At 59.2% G+C, this 25,346-nt stretch carries 22 protein-coding genes; 14 read left to right on the plus strand and 8 right to left on the minus strand.

Translation table 11 applies throughout. From position 1 onward, the window contains the following. Positions 1-26: 26 nt before the first annotated feature. Positions 27-296 carry a hypothetical protein gene (locus F550_RS0103085; protein WP_018147065.1) on the minus strand — a complete coding sequence of 90 codons (270 nt, stop codon included), beginning with the start codon at positions 294-296 and terminating at the stop codon, positions 27-29. A 149-nt stretch (positions 297-445) separates the two neighbouring features. On the opposite strand from F550_RS0103085, the gene F550_RS0103090 reads away from it, so the two are divergent. From F550_RS0103090 to F550_RS0103105, 4 genes are all read left to right on the plus strand, one after another. Continuing rightward, positions 446-1,729, plus strand: a complete 1,284-nt coding sequence (locus F550_RS0103090) for a NupC/NupG family nucleoside CNT transporter (RefSeq protein WP_018147066.1) — start codon at positions 446-448, stop codon at positions 1,727-1,729. A gap of 91 nt (positions 1,730-1,820) precedes the next feature. Continuing rightward, a complete protein-coding gene (gene mddA / locus F550_RS0103095) occupies positions 1,821-2,567 on the plus strand; it encodes a methanethiol S-methyltransferase (RefSeq protein ID WP_018147067.1) in 747 nt (248 codons plus the stop codon). 108 nt (positions 2,568-2,675) lie between these two features. After that, the gene (locus F550_RS0103100) at positions 2,676-4,718 is read left to right on the plus strand and encodes a TonB-dependent receptor (protein ID WP_018147068.1); all 2,043 of its coding nucleotides are present in this window, start codon (positions 2,676-2,678) and stop codon (positions 4,716-4,718) included. A 66-nt stretch (positions 4,719-4,784) separates the two neighbouring features. Further along, positions 4,785-5,393, plus strand: coding sequence for a glutathione S-transferase family protein (locus F550_RS0103105; protein ID WP_018147069.1), 609 nt, complete (start codon positions 4,785-4,787; stop codon positions 5,391-5,393). On the opposite strand, the gene F550_RS0103110 is transcribed toward F550_RS0103105, so the two are convergent. Then, positions 5,390-6,232, minus strand: coding sequence for a hypothetical protein (locus F550_RS0103110; RefSeq protein WP_018147070.1), 843 nt, complete (start codon positions 6,230-6,232; stop codon positions 5,390-5,392). The two genes, F550_RS0103105 and F550_RS0103110, sit on opposite strands and share 4 nt — an antisense overlap. A 258-nt stretch (positions 6,233-6,490) precedes the next feature. Here F550_RS0103110 and F550_RS0103115 point away from each other — a divergent pair, with 258 nt between their 5' ends. Next, positions 6,491-6,910 carry a hypothetical protein gene (locus F550_RS0103115; protein WP_156807805.1) on the plus strand — a complete coding sequence of 140 codons (420 nt, stop codon included), beginning with the start codon at positions 6,491-6,493 and terminating at the stop codon, positions 6,908-6,910. Between the two features lie 42 nt (positions 6,911-6,952). Here F550_RS0103115 and trmFO read toward each other — a convergent pair whose 3' ends face one another. Then, positions 6,953-8,365: a methylenetetrahydrofolate--tRNA-(uracil(54)-C(5))-methyltransferase (FADH(2)-oxidizing) TrmFO gene (gene trmFO, locus F550_RS0103120; protein WP_018147072.1), complete on the minus strand. Its 1,413-nt coding sequence runs from the start codon at positions 8,363-8,365 to the stop codon at positions 6,953-6,955. Positions 8,366-8,504: 139 nt separating this feature from the next. Here trmFO and F550_RS16690 point away from each other — a divergent pair, with 139 nt between their 5' ends. The 5 genes from F550_RS16690 (at position 8,505) to F550_RS0103145 (ending at position 15,693) form a co-directional block, all read left to right on the plus strand. Continuing rightward, positions 8,505-9,872 carry an MATE family efflux transporter gene (locus F550_RS16690; protein ID WP_051076812.1) on the plus strand — a complete coding sequence of 456 codons (1,368 nt, stop codon included), beginning with the start codon at positions 8,505-8,507 and terminating at the stop codon, positions 9,870-9,872. A gap of 49 nt (positions 9,873-9,921) precedes the next feature. Further along, a complete protein-coding gene (locus tag F550_RS16695) occupies positions 9,922-11,388 on the plus strand; it encodes a pyridoxal phosphate-dependent decarboxylase family protein (protein WP_051076813.1) in 1,467 nt (488 codons plus the stop codon). Between the two features lie 82 nt (positions 11,389-11,470). After that, the gene (locus F550_RS0103135; RefSeq protein WP_018147075.1) at positions 11,471-12,820 is read left to right on the plus strand and encodes a TldD/PmbA family protein; all 1,350 of its coding nucleotides are present in this window, start codon (positions 11,471-11,473) and stop codon (positions 12,818-12,820) included. Beyond that, complete coding sequence (locus F550_RS16700) at positions 12,807-13,925, plus strand: inositol monophosphatase family protein (RefSeq protein WP_018147076.1); 1,119 nt, start codon at positions 12,807-12,809, stop codon at positions 13,923-13,925. Before F550_RS0103135 ends, F550_RS16700 begins: the two co-directional genes overlap by 14 nt. 1 nt (position 13,926) lies before the next feature. Beyond that, positions 13,927-15,693 carry an ABC transporter ATP-binding protein gene (locus F550_RS0103145; protein WP_018147077.1) on the plus strand — a complete coding sequence of 589 codons (1,767 nt, stop codon included), beginning with the start codon at positions 13,927-13,929 and terminating at the stop codon, positions 15,691-15,693. Here the strand turns inward: F550_RS0103145 and F550_RS0103150 are convergent. From F550_RS0103150 to F550_RS0103165, 4 genes are all read right to left on the minus strand, one after another. After that, positions 15,690-16,358, minus strand: a complete 669-nt coding sequence (locus tag F550_RS0103150) for a DsbA family oxidoreductase (protein WP_018147078.1) — start codon at positions 16,356-16,358, stop codon at positions 15,690-15,692. The two genes, F550_RS0103145 and F550_RS0103150, sit on opposite strands and share 4 nt — an antisense overlap. A gap of 22 nt (positions 16,359-16,380) precedes the next feature. After that, positions 16,381-16,752, minus strand: a complete 372-nt coding sequence (locus F550_RS0103155) for a DUF2237 family protein (RefSeq protein ID WP_018147079.1) — start codon at positions 16,750-16,752, stop codon at positions 16,381-16,383. An 86-nt stretch (positions 16,753-16,838) separates the two neighbouring features. Continuing rightward, positions 16,839-17,825, minus strand: coding sequence for a 4-hydroxybenzoate octaprenyltransferase (locus F550_RS0103160; protein WP_018147080.1), 987 nt, complete (start codon positions 17,823-17,825; stop codon positions 16,839-16,841). 26 nt (positions 17,826-17,851) lie between these two features. Further along, positions 17,852-19,216 carry an NAD-dependent succinate-semialdehyde dehydrogenase gene (locus F550_RS0103165; protein WP_018147081.1) on the minus strand — a complete coding sequence of 455 codons (1,365 nt, stop codon included), beginning with the start codon at positions 19,214-19,216 and terminating at the stop codon, positions 17,852-17,854. A 58-nt stretch (positions 19,217-19,274) separates the two neighbouring features. Between F550_RS0103165 and F550_RS0103170 the strand changes: the two genes are divergently transcribed. The 4 genes from F550_RS0103170 (at position 19,275) to F550_RS16715 (ending at position 23,914) form a co-directional block, all read left to right on the plus strand. Further along, positions 19,275-20,036: a 16S rRNA (uracil(1498)-N(3))-methyltransferase gene (locus F550_RS0103170; protein WP_051076847.1), complete on the plus strand. Its 762-nt coding sequence runs from the start codon at positions 19,275-19,277 to the stop codon at positions 20,034-20,036. A gap of 10 nt (positions 20,037-20,046) precedes the next feature. Beyond that, a complete protein-coding gene (locus tag F550_RS0103175) occupies positions 20,047-21,426 on the plus strand; it encodes a glutamate--cysteine ligase (protein ID WP_018147083.1) in 1,380 nt (459 codons plus the stop codon). Positions 21,427-21,550: 124 nt separating this feature from the next. Next, the gene (locus F550_RS16710; protein WP_018147084.1) at positions 21,551-23,377 is read left to right on the plus strand and encodes a peptide MFS transporter; all 1,827 of its coding nucleotides are present in this window, start codon (positions 21,551-21,553) and stop codon (positions 23,375-23,377) included. A gap of 138 nt (positions 23,378-23,515) precedes the next feature. Next, a complete protein-coding gene (locus tag F550_RS16715; RefSeq protein ID WP_083910900.1) occupies positions 23,516-23,914 on the plus strand; it encodes a TonB family protein in 399 nt (132 codons plus the stop codon). On the opposite strand, the gene tldD is transcribed toward F550_RS16715, so the two are convergent. Beyond that, positions 23,911-25,332, minus strand: a complete 1,422-nt coding sequence (gene tldD / locus F550_RS0103190) for a metalloprotease TldD (protein WP_018147086.1) — start codon at positions 25,330-25,332, stop codon at positions 23,911-23,913. The two genes, F550_RS16715 and tldD, sit on opposite strands and share 4 nt — an antisense overlap. Positions 25,333-25,346 lie beyond the last annotated feature (14 nt).

The raw sequence follows: 25,346 nt of genomic DNA on the forward strand, positions 1-25,346 counted from the left end.
TTTTTTCGGGTTGGCTGGAGGTCAGATCAGGACGTTTCGACTTTCTTTTCCAGCTTGTCGTCGTGGAGGAGACGTTTCACCGCATCATCGATGTAGCGCAGAAGCGGCTTGCCATCCGTATCGGGTTGGCGGCTTGCCCATTGGTCATGGCTCTGACGCAACTCATTGAGCTTTGCCATTTTCTCGTTGAGCGGCTCGGATGAATTCATCACGCCGTCAATCTGGTCGGTTGAGACGGGACGGGGCTCCATATTGATTTTCTGGTCGCGTAGTGGGGTGAAGGTCTGGCGTTTCATTGTCGCTCCTTGTTCCGGACACTTGCTTAAGCCTGACCAACGTACCGGCAGACGCACCGTTCCGACATTCAATCTGACTTACAGGTCTGGTCGATGATGGAGACCCGCGATAAGGCAGCTATGGAATGAGGGCATCAGGGAGAGGCCGGATGGAATGGGGCTGGGACAATGCGCGCGCGCTGATCGGTATCGTGTTTATTTTCGCGATCGGTTGGGGCCTGTCTGAACAGCGTAACAAGTTTCCTTGGCGCCTGGTCATCGGGGCGGTGGCGATGCAGTTCGCTTTCGCGCTTATCCTGTTCGGCATTCCGGTGGTCCGCAGCCTTTTGTTCAAGGCGAATTTCATTGTCGAAGCGCTGCAGGAAGCCACCCGTAACGGCACCAGTTTCGTATTCGGCTATGTGGGGGACAACCAGGCCGCCAGTGAGATCATGATTGGTGACGCGCCGCCGCTCTTCTTCTTCCAGATCCTGCCCGTGGTTATCGTCGTAGCCGCGCTCTCGGCTATTCTCTGGCACTGGCATATCCTGCGCTGGGTCACGAAGGGCTTTGCCTTCATTTTCCGCAAGCTGATGGGCCTCGGTGGCGCAACCTCGCTTGCTGTGTCGGCCAACGTCTTCATGGGCATGACCGAAGCGCCCGTGCTGGTGAAGCCGTATATCAAAGGCATGACACGGTCTGAAATCTTCATTCTGATGACGGCTGGTTTTGCGACAATCGCCGGCTCGGTTCTGGTGATCTACACGACCTTCCTGAACGGGGTGATGGCAAATCCACTGGCGCAGCTGCTGACCGCGTCGATCATTGCCGCGCCTGCCGCTGTTGCCATGGCGCTTGTCATGATCCCCGAGACGACCGACCCGTCCGAGCGCGCGCATGAGCCGGACTTCAAGTACAATTCCACCATGGACGCATTTGCGACCGGGGCAGCCGACGGCCTTCAGATCGTTCTCAACATTGCAACGATGCTGATCGCTGCGCTGGCCCTGCTTTGGCTCGCCAATGCCGGCCTCGGCGCATTTCCAGACGTATTCGGTGCGCCGCTATCGATCCAGCGCGTGCTGGGATGGGTGTTCTCGCCGCTGATGTACATGATTGGTGTGCCATGGGGCGAAGCGGCGCTGTCGGGTTCGCTCATGGGCATCAAGACGGTGCTGACAGAGTTTGTGGCTTTCATCGAGCTTGGCGCCATCCCGGAAGACGCCATGGACCCGCGCACGCGCATCATCACGGCGCACGCCATCTGCGGCTTTGCAAACTTCGGGTCCATCGGCATTCTGATCGGCGGTCTTAACATCATCTGCCCTGAGCGCCGATCGACCTTCCTTGAGCTTGCCTGGAAGACACTGATCGCCGGTACGCTGGCGACCTGCCTGTCGGGCGCTGTCGTTGGCGCACTGCCGGTGCAGTTGTTTACTGGGTCGATCGGCTAGAACAGCGAGCTTCCGGGCTCGTAATTGTGGTAATCACGGTTCCGTGAGAGAGTATTCCTGCGCCTGAGTCCATCGGGCAGGGGGGCATACAATGAAATACGTGGCATTCGCCTACAGCATTCTCGTATACGTTCTGTTTTTTGCGGCATTTCTCTACCTGATAGCCTTTATTGGCGGCGCGATGGTGCCGCTGATACAGGCGCCGAAGACGCTGGACTGGGGCGGAAGCTTCATCACCGGCCTCCCTGCTGCCGCCGTCAATATCGGGCTCCTGCTCGTTTTCGGCCTGCAGCATTCGATCATGGCCCGGCCGGGCTTCAAGCGCGCCATTACGAAAGTGCTTCCGAAATCCGTTGAGCGTAGCACCTACGTCCTGCTGACGGTGGCTGTCCTGGTGCTGCTCTATGCCGGCTGGATCCCGATGCCGGGTGCCGTCTGGGAGGTCAATTCGCCACTCTGGGCCGGTCTGCTGACCGGACTGTTCTACCTCGCGCTCGTCATGGTGCTGGTCTCGACCTTCCTGATCAATCATTTCGAACTCTTTGGCCTCGAGCAGGGTTGGGCTGCCTTCAGGAACCGGGAGCCGGCGAATCCAAAATTCTACACGCCCTACCTCTACAAGCTGGTGCGCCATCCGCTGTACACGTCCTTTCTGATCGCCTTCTGGGCGACGCCCTATATGAGCGTCGGGCACCTGCTGTTTGCGTCGATCTGGACGGCCTACATCCTCGTCGCCATCGGCTATGAGGAACGCGATCTGACAACCACATTCGGTGATCAATACATCGACTACATGGCGAAGACACCGATGATCCTCCCGGTCGGCCGGCGGAAATAGCCGGCCTGCTGTCCTGCGATTGACGCAGCGATGGGCCTCGTCAGGGGGCAGGGTGCGCACTAGAACTCATGAGGTAAATGTTTCCTCCTGATTTCAGAGTGACCGCCCATGCCGCTCCGCCCCCTGCTCGCGACATCTGCAAGCCTTGTTGTCTTTTCGGCCGGAGGCGCGATCGCCCAGGCGCCGCAGCCGGTTGAGAGGCTGTCTCCTGTCACCGTGTATGGCGACCGCACAGATACCCAGCCCGGCAGCGTCGCCACACTCAACGCTGAAACCATCGTGACAATCAACGCAGACCACCCCGCCGAAATTCTGAACCAGCTTCCCGGCGTCAATATCCAGATGAATTCAGGGCAGGAACACCTGATCGCGCTGCGCTCGCCTGTCCTGACAGGCGGGGCGGGGCAGGGTAGTTTCCTCATTCTGGAGAATGGTGTGCCGACCCGCGCACCCGCTTTCGGCAACGTCAACTCGCTGTTCGAAATCCACCACGAGGTTGCCGACGCCATCGAAATCGTGCGCGGTCCCGGCTCTGCCAAATATGGTTCGAATGCCGTCCACGGCCTGATCAACGTGATCCTCGGCGAGCCGGAGACGTCTGACTATTTCGACACCCGGCTGACAGGCTCAACGCTCAACCGCTACCGCGCAGACCTCACCGGAAACCTGTCCGACACGGCCCGCCTTTCGCTCTCCCTGCAAGACGATGCCGGCTGGCGCGATTTCACCGGCGTTGAACAGCAGAAGCTCTCGGGCTCCTACGCCTTCGAGGCCGCCGGCTGGGATGGCCTCGCCTGGATCAGCGCCTCCAATCTCAACCAGGAAACGGCTGGCTTCCTCGAAGGCTACAAGGCCTATCGCGACGACGAGACGGCGACGAACAATCCCGCTCCGGAAGCCTACCGCGATGCGCAATGGGCGATGGGGGCTGTGCGCCTCTCGCGTGATGTCGGGCCGGGTGAACTGACGCTGACGCCGTTCTACCGTTGGCAGGAGATGGAATTCGCCCAGCACTTCCTGCCGAATGGCGGCGTGGAAGAAAACGGGCACGATGCGTTCGGCCTTCAGTCGAAGTATGAGGTTTCGGCGAGCGACGCGGTCACGTTGCGGGTCGGGGCCGATGCCGACATCGCATCCGGATGGCTGAAGGAAACTCAGCTTGAGCCGTTCGGCTTCTTTCCGGGCGATACGCGCTTCCCGGTCGGCGTTCACTATGACTACACCGTCGACACCACCGTGCTCGCCTTGTGGGGCGAAGCCGAATGGGCAGTCTCCGATACCGTCACAATACTTGCAGGCCTGCGCGGCGAGACACATGACTATGACTATACAACCGATGTACCGCCGGGACCGAACGGGCGGTTCCTGGTACCAGCAGACCGGGAAGACAGTTATGATCTACTAACCCCAAAGCTCGGCGCAATATGGACACCGGGCCGCGGCACCGTGAGCTATTACGCGAATTATTCGCGCGGCGAACGTGCGCCGCAGGCGTCTGATCTTTACCGGCTTCAATCGCAGCAAGGCATCGCCGAAGCAGACGTCGAGACGATGGACAGTTTCGAGATCGGGGCGCGCGGAGAAGCGCTCGGCGGTACCATTCTGTTCGATGTCGCGGCGTACCATGCGGAGAAGGATAACTTCTTCTTCCGCGACTCCGATGGTCTCAACGTCACCGATGGCTCAACGCGGCATACAGGCATTGAGGGCCGGGCAAACTGGCTGGTGAACGATGCGTTCACCATATCTGGCACGGCGAGTTATGCCGAGCATACCTATACATTCGACCGTATCGTGGCGGCTGGGTCTGAGATTATCCTCGACGGGAATGATGTCGACACGGCGCCAAACTGGCTGGCCGACCTCCGGCTGACGTGGCACCCGACGGACGCATTCGAAGCGAGCCTCTCTGCCGAGTATATCGGCGAGTACTATGTCGACCCCGGCAACACGCAGACCTATCCGGGGCATACGTCAGCGCATGCGCGCGCGTCCTATGCGTTTACCGAGACGCTCGAAGGCTTTGTTATTGTGCGGAACCTGTTTGACGTGAACTATGCAGACCGGGCCGACCTCGCCTTTGGGAATAATCGCTATTTCCCGGGGGAGCCACTGAACGCGACGTTTGGTGTGAGGAAGCGTTTCAACTGACCGAGTTTGCGCTTCGGTTCGCCCGCTCCGTAGGTTACACCTCTCTCAAATACTGAGGAGGAATCGATGAAGCTTTATCACAGCCCGCAAGCGCCGAACCCGGAACGGGTCACCAACTTCCTGAAAGCCAAGGGCAAACTTGGTGAGGTGGAGATCGAAGAGATCTCGATCATGAAGCAGGAGCACAAGACGGACGATTACCGGAAGGTCTCTCCCTTCTCTCAGGTGCCGTCGCTCGTTCTGGATGATGGTACGACGCTGACCGAAAGCCGCGCGATCTGTACTTATTTCGAAGGCATTTTCCCTGAGCCGAACCTGATGGGCGTCGATCCCAAGGAGAAAGCGCTGATCGAGATGTGGGACCGCCGCGTGGAGCTGATGCTCTTTATCCAGTTCGCAACCTGGTTTCGCAACTCTCATCCGGTGATGGCGCCGCTGGAAGTACCTCAAGTGCCAGAAGCCGGTGCAAAGGCCGAGAAAGGCGCACGCGCTATGGCAAAGCGTATCAATGCCCATCTTGCCGATAATGACTTCCTTGCCGCTGGCCGTTTCTCCATCGCCGATATCACATTGTATTGCTTCACGGGCTTTGCCGGCGTCATGAAATGGAAGCCGCATGAGGAGTTCGAGAATATCGGAACCTGGCGCGAGCGAGCCAAAGCCGAGATCGGCTAGTCCTCATAGGCGAGATAACCGGTTTCATCACCGACCTTGAATGTTGAGGTGAAGGACTTGCCGTCGACAATGATCCGGAGGGTGTAATTGCCCTCCGGAAACCTGTCGAAATTTAGAAAAGTGTATCCCGGCCAGGCATCATCATTGAAGCTGGACTTGCGCAGGAACTCCAGTCCTTCGCGGTACCAGATACGCTCAAACGACATGCCTTGAGGGACGTTGATCAGATCGAAGGTCACCATCAGCGTGGTGATATCCTCATCGAACGCCTCGGAAGTTTCGAGGCAGGTATAGGTCTGCGTCGAGAAATTTTCCTCTGTGCAGAATTCAATGTTCGCGACCTGGCTTTCTGCACCGTAACTGCGAAGGACTATGCCTGAGCCAACGACGAGAAGGCCTATGAGCATCGTCGCCGCGGTGACGGCCACCCATCTGCGGGTTCGGCGAGGCGGGTCATCAGAATCAGTCGGGGTCTGAGAGGCCTCCGCCGAGCCAGTTGGGGAGGCGGCTTGCTTCCGTGCATCAAGAGACTTCCGGCGGGCATCGATGAGGGCCTTCAGCCAGACCCTTCTTTGATCAGCTGATCTGGTGATCACCGCGGAGAGTGAACGGACTTTGTCGAGGCGCGGTACAGACGCGCCGCTTCGCCAGCTCTGTATGGATCTTTTGTCAACAGCCGTGGCCGTATCGGCGAACGCAGCTTCCATCGACTCGTCCGACCATGGCTGAAACTGACCGCCAGCGTCCATTGGCTGTCCGATCCCGTGGTCGCAGATAAACTGGAAGAGTTCGCGAAAATCGCGATCAACCGGCGGATCATGAAAAATATAAAGCGCCATATGCAGTGCACTTACCATGTCCGTCGTCTGAAAAAAGCCTGCAAGAAAAAATAAACGTGCAAACAGGGCGGTAGGCGCCGAAACTTCGGCAGGTCTTCGGGCGCGATACTTTGGACTGGCGGTCAGCTGGGTATCGATTGTCGTCGTGGCGGATCCGCTCGCCGCAACTTTTACACCGACTGCGCTGGAGAGTACAGAATGACATCATCAATCAAGGCAAGGTCCGCGTGCCGGCCCCTCACGGCAAAGGCGGCACTCATGCTGGCCAGCATCATGATGATGGAAAATAAGGAGGAAGGCGATGACACCGCCCAAATTGTCCGCGCTCTTCATGGTGCAATCAGCTGTCCCGATTGGCAGGCTGCTTCCGAGGCATGGGAAACCGCGACCGGACCTGACGACTGCTTGCCATGGCTCAGGGGAAGCATGAACAGGGAACAGAGCAATTGTGCGCTCGCCAATCTAACCGAGATTGCGCTGGCCGCAGGCGAGGTATCAGAAGAGAGCCGCGCATTGTTGTACAGAATTGCCGAGGTACTGGATCCTGCGCCGGGTCTCGTGGATCAGGCGATCTTCGTCATCGCGAGCAAGAACAATCGGGACGTTCTGTCCCCCAAGTCGAGCGATGACCCTCATCGACGATTTGCCAGGCATGACAGGCCAAGTGTTTATCATTGAAAGCCCGACTGCCGGTCCCGTCAGGCGCGTGCGAACTTAAGCTTACTCGGCGGCCACCGCTTGCCGTTGGGCTGCGAGCCATCCGTCGATATCTTCCAGCGCTCGAACGGCCTGCACACCCTTCTTCGCCCGGCCCTTGGCCTTGCCGCGGAGGCGTTTTCCTTCGTCATCCTTCTTCGGAATTGTCTCCGGATCGGGATCGGGGAAGAGGCCGAAATTGATGTTCATCGGCTGGAAGCTCTGCTTGCCCTGAAGGTGCCCGCCTGTGATGTGTCCGATCAGTGCGCCGAGCGCGGTTGTCGGTGGCGGCGGCGCAAGTTCTGTCCCAAGACGCTCCGCAGCGGCGAAACGGCCGGCGAGGAGGCCCATGGCGGCGCTTTCGACATAGCCTTCAACGCCTGTCACCTGTCCGGCAAAGCGAAGACGCGGCATGGATTTCATGCGCAGCTGTTCGTCGAGCAGTTTGGGTGAATTGAGGAAGGTATTGCGGTGAATACCACCGAGGCGCGCGAACTGTGCGTTCTCAAGGCCCGGGATCATCCGGAAGATGTCGGCCTGCGCGCCGTATTTCAGCTTGGTCTGAAAGCCCACCATGTTCCAGAGGGTGCCGAGCGCATTGTCCTGGCGAAGCTGGACGACAGCGTATGACTTAACGTCCGGATCATGCGGGTTTGTGAGGCCGACTGGTTTCATCGGTCCGAAACGCAGCGTCTCGCGGCCGCGCTCTGCCATGACTTCGATGGGCAGGCAGCCTTCGAAATATGGGGTGTCCTTCTCCCAGTCCTTGAACTCGGTTTTCTCGCCTGCAATCAGGGCGTCGATGAATGCGTTGTACTGCTCTTCATTCATGCCGCAATTGATGTAGGCCGCCTTCTCGCCATGCGGGCCCGGCTTGTCATACCGGCTCTGGCGCCAGGCTTTGTCCATGTCGATGGAGTCGAAATAGACAATCGGCGCGATGGCATCGAAGAAGGCGAGGTCTTCCTCGCCTGTATGCGCGCGGATGGCTTCGGCCAGCTTGATCGACGTCAGCGGCCCAGTCGCGATGATGACGCTGTCCCAGTCTTCAGGTGGGATGTCATCAATGGCTTCGCGGACGATTGTGATGTTCGGGTGGGCCTGCAGTGTCGCCGTGACATCTTCTGAAAAGCCTTCACGGTCGACAGCAAGCGCGCTGCCTGCCGGAACCGAATGCACGCTCCCCTTTGTGATGATCAGTCCGTTCGCCCGGCGCATTTCTTCATGCAGGACACCAACAGCGTTCGAGGTGTGGTCATCGGAACGGAATGAGTTCGAGCAGACAAGCTCTGCGAGCTTGTCTGTCTGGTGGGCTTCTGTGTCGCGAACGCCGCGCATCTCATGGATGATCACGGGGACGCCCATATTGGCAGCTTGCCAGGCGGCTTCGGACCCTGCCATGCCGCCGCCAATGATGTGAATTGGTTTGATGCTCATGGCTCCGGATGTGCGGGTTTGAGGCGCCAAGGTCAAGCTGACGCAGTCAGGGTGGCTGGACAGGGGGCTGGCACGTCATAGCTCCGCCTCGGTGCCAGTGGCTGGCGCACGATGCACCACAGCGAAGAGACACCAGACATTGCAACTTACCCAAGGCTCCGTCCGCGCATCCTTTTCGAAGGTCTGGATCCCAATGATATCGGGTGTCCTAGCCGTGAAAGCGATTGGCGTATCGGACGCCTATTTTGTCGGACAGCTTGGCGAAGACAAGCTGGCGGCCATTTCATACACGTTCCCGATTGTCATGACGCTGATCAGCCTCGCTATCGGGCTGAGTGCAGGCGCATCATCTGTTCTCTCGCGCATGATAGGTGCGGACGCCTCGATTGAAGAACAGGCAGAGTTGACAACGGGCGCGATCTGCATGGCGCTGATTATCTCGGTCGCGCTCTCTGTCTTCGGATTTCTGTTTATCGGGCCGATCCTCAGCCTGCTCGGCGCCGAGGGGCAGATCCATGAGGACGCGCGCACATTCATGCTCATCTGGTTTGCTGGCGTGGTCTTTCTGGTGGTCCTCGTGGCGACCAATGGCCTCCTGCGAGCAACAGGAGACGGCGTTAGTCCGGCTATCCTGATGAGTTCGATTGCCATCCTGAATATCGCTATCAATCCGGTATTTATCTTCGGACTAGGCCCTGTGCCTGAGTTCGGGATGCAGGGGGCGGCGGTCGCAACGATTACGGCGCGCGCTTTCTCAACCATCGGGGCGTTCTATCTGCTGGCCCGCAAGGATTTACTGGTCGTCTCGTTCAGCTCCATCAAGGCAGGACTGGGCCGGTGGAAGCAGGTGGCTCGCATTGGTTTGCCGGCGTCCCTGTCGACGTCGGTCAATCCGATTGCGCTATCAATTGCGACGGCAGCCGTTTCAACGCTTGGCTCATCAGATGTCGCCGCCTTCGGTCTGGTGACGAAGATCCAGTCCTTTGCGGTCGTGCCTCTTCTGGCCCTCTCAGCGGCGGCGGCGCCCTTCATTGGTCAAAACAGCGGCGCGGGCGAGACAGAAAGATCGCGAGCAAGTCTATGGTTCAGCGCGCAGGTTTCGATTGGATGGGCCGTTCTGCTGGCGGTCTTCTTCTTTTTTTCAGGTGACTGGCTGGTCTCATTCTTCACGTCATCGAAAGCGACGCAGGAATTGGCTGCGCTCTACCTTGCGATCGTTCCGCTGTCCTATGCCGGTTATGGCGTGATCATTTCGCTTACCGCTGGCCTCAATGGGCTCGGCAGGTCAGTCAGTGGTCTGGCGATCGGGGCAGGGCGCGCGCTCGGGCTCCTGGCGACGGGCGCGTGGATTGGCGTTCTGCTCGGCGGGTTTCTAGGGCTTGCTATCGGCGTTTTCTTTGCGAACGCTGTCTCAGGATTGATCGGCGTCTTCATAATTAAACGTCACGGCCTGAAAGAGGTAGATGATGGCGGCAACACCTCCCACGATTGCTATGAGAGCGAATAGGCCTCAGACGAGCTCTGAATGAGCGCCCGAGGCTGGAGGATGCTGAGAGTTGACTGACGAGAGTGACGCAAAGGGTCTGTTGGACCCTGAAGACTGGACCGCCTTTCGCGCGCGGGCACACGAGACGCTTGATCGCGCACTGGAAAAATTGGAGCGGGCCGGGACGGGGCGTGTCTGGACGCCTGTTCCCGAAAGTGTAGATGCGCAAATAAAGACGGCGCTGACAGGGGCCCCGCTTAGTTCTGCCAATGTGGATGATGCGCTGGCTTCGCTTTTGCCCCATGGTGTCGGCAATACGCATCCGCGTTTCCTTGGATGGGTGCATGGCACCGGAACACCTTTTGGCCTGCTACCGGCCATGATGGATGCGGCGATGAACGCCAATTGCGGGGGGAGGGATCATGTCGGGCTACGGGTCGAGCGTGAGCTGACTAGCTGGGTTTCCGAGCTGTTTGGCTTTCCAGACACCGCTAGCGGCCTCGTCGTGACGGGGACGTCCATGGCGACAATTATTGCCATGAAGGTCGCGCGGGATGCCGCGCTGAATTTCCAGTCGCGCGAGAATGGTATCGATGGGGCGGGGCTGGTCGGATACACCTCGAGTGAGGCCCATGCCTGCAACGCCCGCGCCTTCGATATGCTTGGGCTTGGGGCCGCGGCGCTTCGGAAAGTACCGGTAGACGATGCGTTCCGTTTGAATGTTGACGCACTGAAGCGCGCTATCGAGGCGGACAGAGAGGCGGGTTTGACGCCGTTCGCCATTATCGGCACTGCCGGAACGGTGAATACCGGTGCCATCGATGACCTCGACGCTATCGGCGAAATCGCTGAGGACCAATCTCTCTGGCTGCATGTCGACGGCGCGTTTGCGGCCTCTGGAGTCATGAGTCCGGATGTGTCGCCAAAGCTGCGAGGTATTGAGCGCGCGAGCTCGATCGCGTTCGACTTTCATAAGTGGCTTCACGTGAATTATGATGCCGGTTTCGTGCTGGTGCGCGATGAGGCGCTTCACCGACAGGCTTTTTCCTCGCGCCCGGATTACCTGAAGGCCGCTGAGCGTGGGCTGGCGGCGGGCAACCCCTGGCCTGTGGAGTATGGGCCTGAACTCTCACGCGGATTTCGCGCGCTGAAAATCTGGGCGCACATCGCCGAGTTTGGGACTAAGAGGCTGGGCGAAGCGATCTCTCATAATTGCCGCCTGATCGAGAGGCTTGCTAGTCTTGTAGACGATACAGACGAATTCGAACGCCTTGCGCCCATTTCAACGTCGATCTGTTGTTTCCGCTATGTTGCGGCAGGCCTTGAGAACGCGCAGCTCGATGCGTTGAATGAGGAGATCGTGATCCGGCTGCAGGAAATCGGCATCGCGGCGCCGTCGACCACGGGAATTGGAGGCAGGCTCGCCATTCGGGTGAACATGACCAACCACCGCACCCGCGAGCAAGATCTGCATATTTTGCTGGATGCCATTCGTGAGCTCGCCCCCGCCGCAATCGAGGCTGTGAGCCACCCATGAAGCATAGGTCTGGCGGCGAGCCCTGCAAAAGCCTTCACACGGCCCGTTGCCGCCCGCATGAGAGAGGGTTACCTCCTCAGTCATGACATCCAGTTTCAAGACGCCGCCCCAGGACATCCTCGCCAAGCTTATCGACCAGTGCCTCGCGGCCGGTGCGACCGCTGCAGACTGCTCGCTCGCCGTCTCTGATGGCGTCAGCGTAGATGTGCGTGATGGCAAGCTCGAAAATGTCGAGCGCAGCGAGTCGCAAGGCGTGTCCTTGCGCGCGCTCTTCGGGCAGCGGCAGGCGCATGTATCGGGGTCTGATATGTCGGACGAGGCGCTCAAAACGATGGCGAAACGCTGTGTTGCGATGGCCAAAGCCGTGCCGGAAGACAAGTTCGCCGGTCTGCCTGATCCTGAGCTTCTGGAGAACAACCCGCCCGAGCTCGATCTTGAAGGAGACGGTGAAATCCCGCTCGACCGGCTTGAGGCGGATGCCATCGAGGCCGAAGCGGCCGCTCTGGCGGTCGAGGGCGTCAAGACGGTCGCCGGCTGCGGAAATGGATGGAGCCATATGGAGAGATGGGTGGCGGCGAGCAATGGCTTCTCCTCCTATCTGTCGGGTGGCTCGACAGGTCTCGGACTTGCTGCTGTGGCCATGCACGATGATGCCATGGAGCGCGACTATGACAGCTGGAGCGTCCGTAAGATGGCGCACCGTCCGAAACCCGCGGAGATCGGCCGGGTCGCAGGTGAGCGCGCCGTTGCGCGGCTTGGGCCCCGCAAGGTGAAGACGCAAAAGGCTGCCGTAATCTATGACAAGCGCGTCGCATCCAGCCTGATCGGCGCCTTCCTGTCAGCGATATCCGGTCCTTCGGTGGCGCGCGGCGTGAGCTTTCTGAAAGACCGCATGGCGCAGAAGGTTTTTGCCGATGGTATCAACATCATAGACGACCCTTTCCTGGAGCGGGCCCTTGGCTGTCGCAATCATGATGGCGAAGGTCTGCCTGTTTCGCGCAAGGCGCTGATCGAGGACGGCGTTCTGACGCGCTGGTTGCTCAACGGGTCGTCAGCGCGCCAGCTCGGACTTGAACCCAACGGGTTTGCGAGCGGCGGGTTTGGCAATCCACCAGGCGTCGGCACATCCAATACGCATATCGAAGCAGGCTCAATGTCACCGGACGAGTTGATGAGCCAGGTCGGGAAAGGCCTGCTTGTGACCGACATGTTCGGCCCATCAATCAATCCCAATACCGGCGACTATTCGGTTGGTGTGGCCGGTTTCTGGTTTGAGGGCGGCGAGATCCAGTATCCTGTCTCCGAAGTGACCATTGCGGGGGATCTACCCGCGATCTTCGCGCGTCTTATCCCTGCGTCTGATCTGGAATTCCGCGGTCGCACGAATGCACCAAGCCTTCTGGTCGAGGACATGTCGATTGCAGGAAACTGACGCGCCCTTCAGCGAAGATTTCAAGCTTCTTCATGAAGCTGTGATCAAGGCTGGAAGCATGGCGCTGTCACGGTTCGAGGCCGGGGACGTCAAGTCATGGGAAAAGTCGCCTGGTCATCCGGTCACAGCGGCTGACCTTGAGGCGAACCAGATCCTGAAAGAGCACCTCACCAGCAACCGTCCAGATTATGGCTGGCTGTCGGAAGAGACGGCGCTCGACCGGAACACGCACCTCACGGACACTGTCTGGTGCATCGACCCGATCGATGGAACGCGGGCCTTCATGACCGGTGAGCCTTACTGGGCGATTGCGGGAGCTCTGATCAAGGACGGGCGCGCAATGTGCGGTGTTGTCCACGCCCCGGCCCTTGGGGAGACTTATGGCGCAGAACTTGGCAAAGGCGCCTGGCTGAACGGACAGAGGCTTCTGACAAGCAGCCGCAATGAAGAATCCGGATGCAGGTTGATTGCATCGGAATCCATGCTGACCCATCCGGCCTGGAGCGTGCCCTGGCCAGACATGGAGTTGGCGAAACCGAAGCCGAACGCCACGCTTCTAAGAATGTGCTGGGTTGCGACGGGGCAGTGGGATGCAACGCTGGCTCTGTGGCGCAAATCTGACTGGGACCTTGCCGCAGGGACAGTGATCGTGGAGGAGGCGGGCGGGATTGCCTCTACCCATCTCGGCGAACCCTATCTCTTCAATCGCAGCGAACCTGCCCAGCGCAGTCTCATTGCGGCTGGAAAGCGACTGCATCCTCTGTTAGTGGAGCGCGTCAAAGGCGTGCGCCTGCCCGACCCGAACTGGACCGTCAGACCGCACGATAGATCGAACGATACGGAGCAGAAAAAGATGGCCGATACGCCGGATACCAAGCAACTCCTTCACCTGGTCCTTGGTGGTGAGCTGAAAGACGTTCGCGGCATCGAATTCGAAGACCTTTCGAAGCTGGACTTCGTTGGCGCGTTCCCAAGCTACAAGGCGGCCTATGACGCCTGGAAGAATGCTGCCCAGCGGACCGTAGACAATGCCGAGATGCGCTACTTCATCCTGCATGCGCACAGGCTGCTCGATCCTGAGACCGGGTCGCACCATCACGTCTGACATGGCAACCGGGCCAGTGGCAGAGCGCACCCACAGCCTGTTCAGGTTGATCAGGGAACGGTTCAAGCCGCACTGGAAGTGGTTCGTTGTTGGCACGCTCTGCGCGGCAGTGACCGCCGTTGCGGCCGCTTCGTATGGCTATCTGCTAAAGCTGATCGTTGAGGGCCTTGAAGCGCTTGCACAGCCGGACTCGGGTGTGGTGCCGTCGAATTTGTGGTGGCTCATCGGCATTATCGGGTTTGCGGCTGCGGTCAGGTCGCTCTCGCTCTATGGCATGACGCTGGCCAATAATACCGGCGTCCAGCGCGCGGTTGTCGACGTTCAGGCAGATCAGTTCAATTCGCTCACTGACGGCGATTTCGCACGCCTCTCTGGCGACCGGTCGGGCGGTTTCGTTTCCCGCTTTATCAATGACGTGAACGCGCTGCGCGATGCCGGCCTCCGGCTGGCAAACAATCTGACCAAGGGCGTGCTGACCGTTACTGGCGTCCTGATCACCATGTTCATCATGGACTGGAAGCTTACGCTGGTCCTGATCCTTGTCTATCCAATTGCTTTTGGCCCCGTGATAGGCCTCGGCAACCGAGTGCGCCGCCGCTCGAAGCAGGCGCAGCGCCAGATCGGTGAAGTTGCATCGCTCCTGTCCGAGAGCTTTCAGTCAGCTCGTGTGGTGAAAGCCTATGGGCTGGAGAACTATCAGAAGGCCCGTGCGCGGCGCGGTTTTGCGGAGCGGTCTCGTCTCTTTCTGAAGGTTCTAACCGACAGGGCGGCCGTCGATCCGATTCTTGAGATTACCGGCGGGCTCGCGCTTGTCGGTATTCTGGCTCTAACCGCCTGGCGCATTGCAGATGGCGACACCTCGCTTGGCAATTTCGTCGGCGTCATCGGGGCGGTCGCTGTCGCAGCGCCGGAAGTGCGGGCACTCGGTACGCTTAATGCCGTCGCGCAGGAGGGGGGCGCGGCAGCAGACCGTGTCTTCGAGATTATCGATGCATCGCCCCAGATAAAGGACAGGTCCGATGCCACACCGCTTGAGGCGGCGCGTGGTAGCGTTGAGTTCGACAATGTGCACTTTGCCTACCCGGACGGCTCGCAGGCGCTGAAAGGTCTCTCATTCTCCGCAAATCCGGGTGAAACTGTGGCGCTTGTCGGTCCGTCGGGAGCGGGAAAGTCTACTGTATTCAATCTCCTGCTGAGGTTATATGAACCTGTGTCCGGTACGGTTCTGGTCGATGGCTGTGATGTGCGCAACTATACGGGCGCAAGCCTCAGGCGGGCGACTGCCCTCGTCGCGCAAGAGGCTCTTCTTTTCGACGATACGGTGGCTGCGAATATCGCGCTTGGCCGGATCGGGGCGCGGCGCGAAGAAATCAAGGAAGCTGCGCGGGCTGCCAGTGCGCATGACTTCATTCTCGGTTTGCCGGGTGGCTATGAAGCCCCTTGTGGTGAGATGGGCCGCAATCTGTCGGGCGGGCAGCGCCAGCGTATCGCCCTCGCCAGAGCCATCATCAGGCAGGCGCCTATCCTGCTCCTTGATGAGGCGACCTCGGCGCTAGACGCCGAGAGTGAGGCGAAGGTGCAGGTAGCCCTGGGCGAGTATGCCAAGAACCGCACGACTTTGGTCATTGCTCACAGGCTTTCGACCGTCCGGTCAGCAGACCGGATCGTCGTGCTGGATGATGGCAAGGTTGCTGAAGAAGGTACCCACCAGGAGCTGCTTCGCCACGGAGGCCTCTACAAGCAGCTTGTCGAGCTACAGCTCAGCTAGCCGTAGCTTCTCTGTTGAGGCATCTGTCTGGCTGATGCGCTCAGGAATTTAGCGAGCTTCTCAGAGCTTTCGGCGCCTTGGACGGCGATCTTGCGCATGGCGATATAAGTCGGTACCCCGCCGATCCCCATCTCACGGAAGAGGTTCTCTTCCTCGCGGGTCGCCTCTGCATCGGCATCGGAGTTCAACAGCTTCTCCACGATGGCGCGCTCCAGGCCGATAGACTCGCCGACATCTGCGAGAACCTCATAATCGCCAATGTCGCGCGCATGCTCGAAATAAGCCGAAAAGAGCGCTTCCTTGGCTTCAACGCCTTTGCCCTGTCCCTGTGCCCAGCGCACCAGACGGTGGGCATCGAAGCTGTTGGGGCGATGGCGGAGCGCGCCGAAGTTGAACGGTATGTCCTCTTCCTTGCCGAATTCGACGAGGGCCTCACGCATGCTGGCCCAGCGATTGTCTTCGGTTTCGGGGCCGAACTTGCTCGCCATGTAGTCGCGGTAATTGACGCCGCCCTGCGGGATTGTGGGATCAAGCTCAAATGGCCGGAAGACAAGATCGACATCGACGTCTTCTGCGAGGTCTATGGCTTTTCGAATTCGGCGAAGGCCCAGCCAGCACCATGGGCAGACGAGGTCGGAAACCATTTCGATTGTTAGCTTGGTCATGTTCTTGCCTTTCGGTGCCGCCCTAGTGCGTGGACTGTAAGCCATGATCCTTCAGTGCCTCAAGGGAGGTCACACTGAGGGCGCCTTCATGGGTTGCCTCAAGATCGACCGTCGGGGCCGCGTCTGCAAGTCTTGCCTCTTCCCAGCGACCTGCGCAGAGACACCAGCGATCGCCGGGCTTCAGACCCGGAAAGCCGAAGGCTGGCACCGCGCTCGTTAGATCATTGCCCTTGGACTTGCTGAAAGCCAGAAACTCTGCGGTGACGATTGCGCAGACGGTGTGATTGCCGCGGTCCTCTGGCCCAGTGTTGCAGCAGCCATCGCGGTAGAATCCTGTCTCAGGGTCTCGTCCGCAAACGGCCAGTTCGGTGCCCAATACATTGCGCGCTTTCATTTCGGCCTCCTGTGACAGGTCTGACCTAGCGCTTTTGGCGACGTCGTCGAACGAGGCGTGCAGTCTGCCAGCACGCGAAGGCGAGGCTAGATGATTGCGGTTAGGGTGAAGCCTGCAACCAGGATCAGCGCTGCCCAGGCATTTGATTTGAACACCATGAGGGCATGATCATCGTCCTGGTTCATTTTATAGATCTGCCATATCGCATGCCCGAAGAAAGCGATCACCGTCAGGGCACCAAGCCGTGTTGCGCCATTTGCAGCGACCGCACCGCCAAAGAATGCGGCTGCTGACAGGTAGAAACAGAAAGCGCCGAGAATGGTCTGCTCACCGAGGAGCCGTGCAGTCGACTTCACCCCGATCAGAGCATCATCCTCCCGATCCTGCATGGCGTAGATTGTGTCATAGCCGACGGTCCACGCTGCAAAACCGAGATAGAGCAGCACAGTGCCGAACGACACGTGCGTCGCCATGGCCGCAGCAACAAGCACGCCCCAATTGATCGTGAATCCAAGCCAGATCTGCGGCCACCAAGTGACGCGCTTCATGAACGGGTAGGCAGCGATTAGCGGCAGGGCCAGCAGTGCGACGATCTTTGCGTCAAACGGAATGCAGAGCCATGCAATAAAGGCGATGAAGACCTGCAGACCGAGGAAGATATAGGCTTGGGTGACGGTAACGTCGCCGGCGGGCAGCGGCCGGTTTGCCGTTCTGGCAACTTCGGCGTCGAAGTCGCGATCCTGAATGTCATTCCATGTGCAGGCGGCACCGCGCATGGTAACCGCGCCAATAACGATCAGCGCGTCCCACCAGATATCGATCCAGAAGAAACCCGTGTTGATGCGGGTATACGCAAGAGAGGCGAGCGCCGGGAGCATTACCAGCCAGGTCCCGATAGGGCGGTCCAGTCGCGCCAGGGCAGCATAGGGCCGAAGCGTTTCGGGCAGCGACACAAGCCAGTTCGGCAGCGCGCTATCTGCAGGTGCCTTTGAGCCAGTTTCGTAGGTCGCTGGCTCAACCGCTTCATTTTCCGGCTGGACCGGTCCTGAACTAGATGTCGTCGGATCACTCATGGTGCCGGTATAACCGCAATCGCACGTCAGGCGATAGAGACCGTCTTGCGATTAATAAAGGCCCGAATGCCGTCCTCGGCGAGCTCCCGGCCATAACCGGATGTCTTCACGCCGCCGAATGGAAGGCGCGGGTCACTTGCCACTTTTGAATTCACAAAAGTTGAGCCGGCCTCGAGGTCTCTGATGGCTTGGTCCATTTCGGCTCTTTCCGTCGTGCAAATGGACGAGCCAAGTCCGAATGGGCTGTCATTGGCGCGCCTAATGGCATCGGTCAGGCTTGAGACCTTCCAGAGCGAGGCAACCGGCCCGAACATCTCTTCATGGGCGGCGGGCGCATTGTCTGGCGCCTCCTCAAGGATCTGCGGGCCGTACCACCAACCGGTGTCGGGGAGGTCTTTCTGCTCAAAGAGAGGGCGCGCGCCCGCCTTGATCGACTTTTCGACCTGCGAGGCGAGGTCATCGCGAATATCCTTCATGGCGAGCGGACCGATATTGGTGCCGTCTTCGAGTGGATCACCCACCTTGAGAGCTTTCATTCCCTCGACAAACTTCTCACGGAAATCGTCATAGACGTCTGCGTGAACAAAGAAGCGCTTTGCCGCGATACAGGATTGGCCATTGTTCTGGGTGCGTGCGTCAATCGCTGTTTCCACGGCCGCCTCGATATCGGCCGATGGCATGACAATGAAAGCGTCGGTGCCGCCAAGCTCCAGCACGGTTGGCTTGATCTCATCGCCCGCAATGCTCGCGACCGAGGCGCCTGCAGGACCGGATCCGGTCAGGGTCGCGGCCCGAACGCGCCGATCGCGGACCACTTTTTCGACCTGGTCAGAGCCGATCAGCAGCGTCTGGAAACATCCTTCGGGAAAACCTGCTTGCCTAAATACGTCTTCGATGTTGAGGGCGCAGCGCCAGACATTGGATGCATGTTTCAATAGCCCGACATTGCCCGCCATCAGGGCAGGGGCTGCAAACCGGAACACCTGCCAGTACGGGAAATTCCAGGGCATGACGGCCAGCACCGGACCGATCGGCAAGTGGCGCACGAAGGCCTTGCTGGCATCGGTCTTGATCGTCTGGTCTTCGAGGTATTTGCTCGCGTTCTCAGCGTAATGACGACAGACCCAGGCGCACTTCTTCAGCTCGCCCTGCGCCTGAGAAAGAGGTTTGCCCATCTCAAGGCTCATCGACGGGCCCCAGTCATCGACATGCGATTCCAGAACGTCGGCAGCTTTCTGCATCAGCCTCGCGCGGTGCTCAAAGCTCGTCAGGCGCCAGTCTTCGTATCGTCCTTCTGCCCTGGAGAGGGCTGCATCGACATCGACCGGGCTGTGTGGCTCGAAGGTTTCTATCGTCTCTTCGGTGGCGGGATTGATCGAGCTGACACTCATAGGGCGGCCTCACTTGTTTTGGCTTAACTCTCTGACAACAGAAGCCTATATGGTCGCTATGAGTTCCTTTCCCCGTCTTTTCGTCGATTCCCCTCTGAACGAGGGTGAGAAAGCCGCGCTGAGTGACAATCAGTCGAACTATGTGCTGCGGGTCATGCGCCTGTCTGAAGGCGACCCTGTCCGCGTGTTTAATGGCCGCGACGGAGAGTGGGTCGCACGTCTCGTTCAGGAGAGTGGGAAGCGGGCTTCGATCGTCCCGGACCGGCAGACGCGGCCACAAGTCGAGACACCTGATCTCACTTTGTTTTTCGCGCCGCTGAAGAAGACGCGCACCGACTTTGTCGTCGAAAAGGCCTGTGAGCTGGGGGTCCGGAAAATACAGCCCGTGATGACCGAGCGCACGCAGTCGAGCCGGGTTCGCCGCGATCGGCTGCAGTCGGTCGTTATCGAGGCGGCAGAACAGACCGAGCGCATGGATGTGCCTGAGGTCTTCGATGACGTGTCGCTGCAAGCCGCTCTGGAGGCATGGCCTTCTGATCAGCCGCTGTACTATTGCGATGAGGCGGGCGATGCCCGCCCCATGCGTGACGTCTTAGGAGACGCTGCGCAAGGACCTGCCGGTATCCTGACAGGTCCGGAGGGCGGATTTTCACCGCGAGAAAGAGACTGGATACGAAAACTACAGAATATTCAGCCGGTTACCCTTGGCCCCCGTATCCTTAGAGCGGAAACAGCTGTTGTCGCTGCGCTGACTCTTTGGCAATCGTGTGTTGGCGACTGGCAGGAACACCCCTATCTGCCTGAAACCGAAAACGGCTAGAGAGGCCGGTATGACGACACCTACGTCCGACATTGATGAGAACGCCGCGCGTATCGAGTCGAAATCCGAGCTTGTCGAATGGATTGAAGAGGGCTGTACGCCCCGTTCAGACTGGAAGATCGGCACCGAGCACGAGAAGTTCGGCTTCATCAAGGAGGGGCTCCGCCCGCTTCCCTATGATGGCGAAGTATCTATCCGTGCCATGCTGGATGGACTTGCCGAAAAGTTTGGCTGGGAACCGATTGTCGAGTCGGGCCTGCTGATTGGGCTGAAAAAGGACGGCGCCAGCGTCAGCCTTGAGCCAGGCGGCCAGTTTGAACTTTCCGGGGCGCCGCTCGAGCATATTCACCAGACCTGCAATGAGGTCGGCGACCATCTCAGAGAGGTCCGCGAGATCGCAGATCCACTCGGGATCGGTTTCCTCGGCATGGGGTCTTCGCCGCTCTGGTCGATGGATGAAACGCCGATGATGCCCAAGGGGCGTTACGCGATCATGCGGGATTACATGCTCCAGGTCGGCCGTCTTGGCCGTGAGATGATGTTCCGCACGTGTACGGTTCAGGTTAATCTCGATTTCGCGTCTGAGGCCGACATGGTGAAGAAGTGCCGCGTGTCGCTGGCGCTTCAGCCACTAGGGACCGCTCTATTCGCGAACTCTCCGTTTACTGAAGGCCGCACGAACGGGTTCCTTTCCTATCGTTCGCACATCTGGACAGACACCGACCCCGATCGCTCGGGCATGCTGCCATTCATGTTTGACGACGGCGCAGGTTTTGAAAGATATGTTGACTACGCCCTTGATGTACCTATGTATTTTGTGCGCCGCGGCGGTAAGTATCTCGATGCCTCCGGCAAGAGTTTCCGTGACTTCATGAATGGCAAGCTGGACATTTTGCCGGGCGAAAAACCCGCCATGGATGATTTCGTGGATCACCTGTCGACCATATTCCCTGAGGTTCGGCTGAAGCGGTTCCTCGAGATGCGCGGCTCCGATTCTGGCCCGTGGAGTCGGCTCTGCGCCTTCTCCGGTTTCTGGACTGGTATTCTCTATGATCAGGCAGCGCTCGATGCAGCCTGGGAGCTGGTGAAGGACTGGACTGCGGCTGAGCGCGAATCGGTTCGCCAGTCGGTCCGCGTGCTCGGCCTCAGAACACCGATCCCAGGCGGCCGGACGATGCAGGACCTTGCCAAGGACATTCTGATGATCAGCCGCAATGGCCTGAAATCTCGTGCGCGCCTTGGGTCGGCCGGTGATGATGAGACCGGTTTCATCTCCGAACTCGACGAGATCGCAGAAAGTGGCCTTACCCCCGCTGACAGATTGCTTGAACTCTATCATGGTGAATGGGGCAGGCGGGTTGAACCAGCCTTCGAGACACTGGCCTATTAGACTGCGATTGCGCTAATCCCGTTACAAATGGCACATCTTTGCTTGAGCCGCGCCAAAACGCGTGGTCAAAGTGACGACTGACGAGGCGTGGCTTCACGCGTTCAGAGGTTGAGGGATCAAGCGTATGTTTTCTGTGTTGCTGTCATTGCTGGCCGTGCCGCCACTCGGTTTCACCATGTGGCAGCTCAGGAAACACCCCAAAGGCCTATACGTCCTGTTCTTTGCAGAAATGTGGGAGCGCTTTTCCTATTACGGGATGCGCGCGCTTCTGATCTTCTATCTCACCTGGCACTTCCTTTTCGAGAGCAGCTTCTCCCTGACGCTTTATGGCGCCTATGTAGCGCTGGTCTATCTCGGCCCTCTTCTCGGTGGATGGCTGGCGGACAAGTATATCGGCTTCCGGAAGGCGGTGACGTTCGGGGCGATCCTGCTGGTGGCTGGGCACGGCCTGATGGGCCTGCACGGACCGGCAGCCGTAGAGACGCTGAACGTTGACGGCACGGTCTATGAGCTGGAGCGTCCAGAGTACAGCGAAGCGCGCGATCGGTTTATCGTCATTGATGGCGAAGAGATCGCGATCGACAGCTTCGTTCAGCCCGAAGAAGGCTCCACGACACGTACTGTGACCTTCACTCAGGGCGGCGCGGAAACAGTTCTGGTGGGGACGCTGGAGCAGGAACGCAATCCGCTCTTCGCAACAATCCTGTTTGCCGCGCTTGCCCTTATTGTCGCGGGCGTCGGCTTCCTGAAGCCCAACATCTCGACATGTGTCGGCGCGCTCTATGACCAGGGCGATCGCCGGCGCGATTCTGGCTTCACGCTCTATTACATGGGCATCAATCTTGGCTCGTTCCTTGCCGGGATTTTCTGTGCGCTTGCTGCGGCAACGCTCGGGTGGTGGGCGGGCTTCGGACTTGCGGCCCTCGGCATGCTCGCCGGTCTCGTCGTATTTGTCTGGGGTCAGGGCTGGCTGGAAGGCCGCGCAGATCCACCAGCCGACGTCGATCTGAAAACCCCGGTCTTTATGGGTCTGAACCGTGAGTGGCTTGTCTATGGCGCGGGCCTCGCCTTTGCCTTGGCGGCTTTCTTCCTTCTGCAGATCGCAAGCATCATGACGCTTGCCATGCACGGCGTGTTCGCGGTCGTCACGCTCGGTATCATCGTCTATATGCTGACCAAGCTCGAGGATGATACGCGCAATGCGATGATCGGCCTCCTGATCCTGACCGTGTCCTCAGTCCTGTTCTGGGCGCTGTTTGATCAGGGGCCAACCTCGCTCAACCTCTTTGCGGCGGCACACGTCGATAATCAGGTCATGGGGTCGCCATTCCCGGCGCCTGTGCTCCAGTCGGCTAACCCGCTCTACATTATGTATTTCGCACCGCTGATTGCGGTCCTCTGGACCTATCTTGGCAATCGCGGGATTGAGCCGAACAGCTTTATAAAGTTCGGCCTCGCCATGATCCAGATCGGCGCGGGTTTCTTCGTGCTCAATCTTGGTATCCAGACGGCCGTGCCGGACGCTGACGGCGCGCTCCGGATCTCGGTGCTCTTCATCATGTTGATGTACCTGCTCCATACGACAGGTGAAATCTTCCTGTCGCCGGTTGGTCTTTCTGCCGTGACCAAGCTTTCGGCCAAACAGATCGTGGGCTTCATGATGGGCTACTGGTTCCTTGCTTCATCCTACGCGAACGTTATCGCGGCTGGGATCGCGCAGGCGACGCAAGTGCCCGAAGGGGCTCCTGCCGAAGAAAGCCTCGCGGCATACAATGCGGTCTACCTGCAGCTTGGCGGCGCCGCTGTCGCGCTCGGAGTTGTGCTCATTGTTCTCAGCCCATGGCTTCGCAACCTGACCAAGCATGCCGAACGCAGCCACGGGCCCGGCGACAAGGAACGCCGCGCTGAGGTAGATCCTTCCGGTGTCTCGATGGACCGGACGCAAAGCTAGGCTGCAACAATTCAAACTACTTGCAGATCCCCGCGAGGCACTGCCTCGTGGGGATTTTTATTTTAAGGGAACCTATTCCACACATTGCCAGCTCAACCCCAGGATCATAACCTTCAAGCTTACTTGGAGGGCGTTGGAATGATCAGAGTTGCTTTGTTAGCAATGAGCGTAGTTGTTTTCGGTGTAACTGCGGATGCTCAAAGCGATGCTGATGAAGATGCAGTGCCGATTGTGCCACCGGTCCCGACCTATCCGCCCATGGCTGCCATGCTCGGACTTGAGGGCTATTGCGAGGTCAGGTTTTCCGTTGACGAAAACGGTTACACGTTCAGCCTGACGACATCCTGCACACAGCCAATATTTTGCTATCAATCAAAAAAAGCCGTTTCGCTAGCACAGTTTGAGCCCAAACGGGTCGGTGGCCGCGCTTTGCCCCGCTTCAACGTGGTTTACCCGCTGGAGTACCGTTTGGAAGGCGAAGTCAGCGAAATCAATATGAGCAGCTTTGGGCCCTGCGATGAGAGGGCCGTGTCCTAGCCCGCACCGCCAACGGTCAGCGCATCGACCTTCAGCGTGGGCTGGCCAACACCTACAGGCACGGTCTGGCCCGCCTTGCCGCACGTGCCGACACCGTCATCCATCGCAAAATCATTCCCGATCATCGAGACCTTGTTGAGAGCTGTCGGGCCGTGGCCGATCAGGGTCGCGTTCTTGACCGGCGCGATGACTTCGCCGTTCTCGACGAGATAGGCTTCGGTACACTGGAAGACGAAATTGCCGGACGTAATGTCGACCTGGCCACCGCCGAAATCGACCGCCCAGATGCCGCGCTTGATCGATTTCACAATCTCTTCCGGATCGTCCTTGCCGCCCATCATCACCGTGTTGGTCATGCGCGGCATGATGCCGGCGTCATAGCTTTCCCGGCGGCCGTTTCCGGTCGGCGCCATACCCATGAGGCGGGCATTCAGGCGGTCCTGCATGTAGCCTTTGAGGATTCCATCCTCGATCAGGACATTGCGCTGGGTAGGGGTGCCTTCATCGTCGAACGAGAGGGAGCCGCGGCGCGCGTCCATTGTGCCATCGTCAACAATGGTGACGCCCTTTGCGGCGACCTGCTGTCGGATCTTGCCTGAATAGACGCTGGTCTGCTTGCGGTTGAAGTCGCCTTCCAGGCCGTGGCCAACCGCTTCGTGCAGCAGCACGGCAGGCCAGCCTGGCCCAAGCACAACTTCCATTTCCCCAGCCGGGGCAGGGATCGAATCAAGGTTGATTTCAGCTTTGCGCAGCGCCCGTTCGGCCATGGCCTGCCAGCGTTCTGGTTTGATCCATTCCTCATATTCGGCGCGGCCGCCCGCGCCTGACGAAGCCGATTCGCGGCGTCCGTCTTTTTCGAGCGTAACGGCGATATTGAGACGTACCAGCGGGCGAACATCGTGAAAGGCTTCACCAGCCGGGCGCAGGATATCGATCTCCTGATGGCTGCCGGCCAGAGAGACAGATACCTGAACGACGCGCGGATCTTTCGCGCGCACCCAGGCGTCAATCTCTGCCAGCAGGCCGGTCTTGATAGTGAAGCCGGGTGCCTCGGTCGGGTCGATCGGTGCATAGAGTTTGCGATTGGTCGTCGTCGGACCGCTATCGAGCGTACCGGAATAGCCGCGCTTGGCCGCTGAGGCCGTACTGGCGGCCCGGCGAATCGCGTCCAGGGTCAATTCGCCAGAGTGGGAATTACCGCTCGCCTCGCCAGCGACGACCCGGAGCCCGAAGCCCTGCGAGGTGTCGAAAGCGGCCGATTTCAGCCGACCATCATCGAACATGAAGCTCTCAGAGCGCGCGCGCTGGACATAGATATCGCCGTCATCAGCCCCGTCGCAGGCTTCAGCCAGGATACGGGTTGCTTCGGCGCGGTCGAACGGAAGATCTGTTTCTAGCATGCCAAAGAGAATGGACATTCGTCCGGCGCTGC

The organism is Henriciella marina DSM 19595, from assembly GCF_000376805.1.
In the GTDB taxonomy this organism is placed as follows: domain Bacteria; phylum Pseudomonadota; class Alphaproteobacteria; order Caulobacterales; family Hyphomonadaceae; genus Henriciella; species Henriciella marina.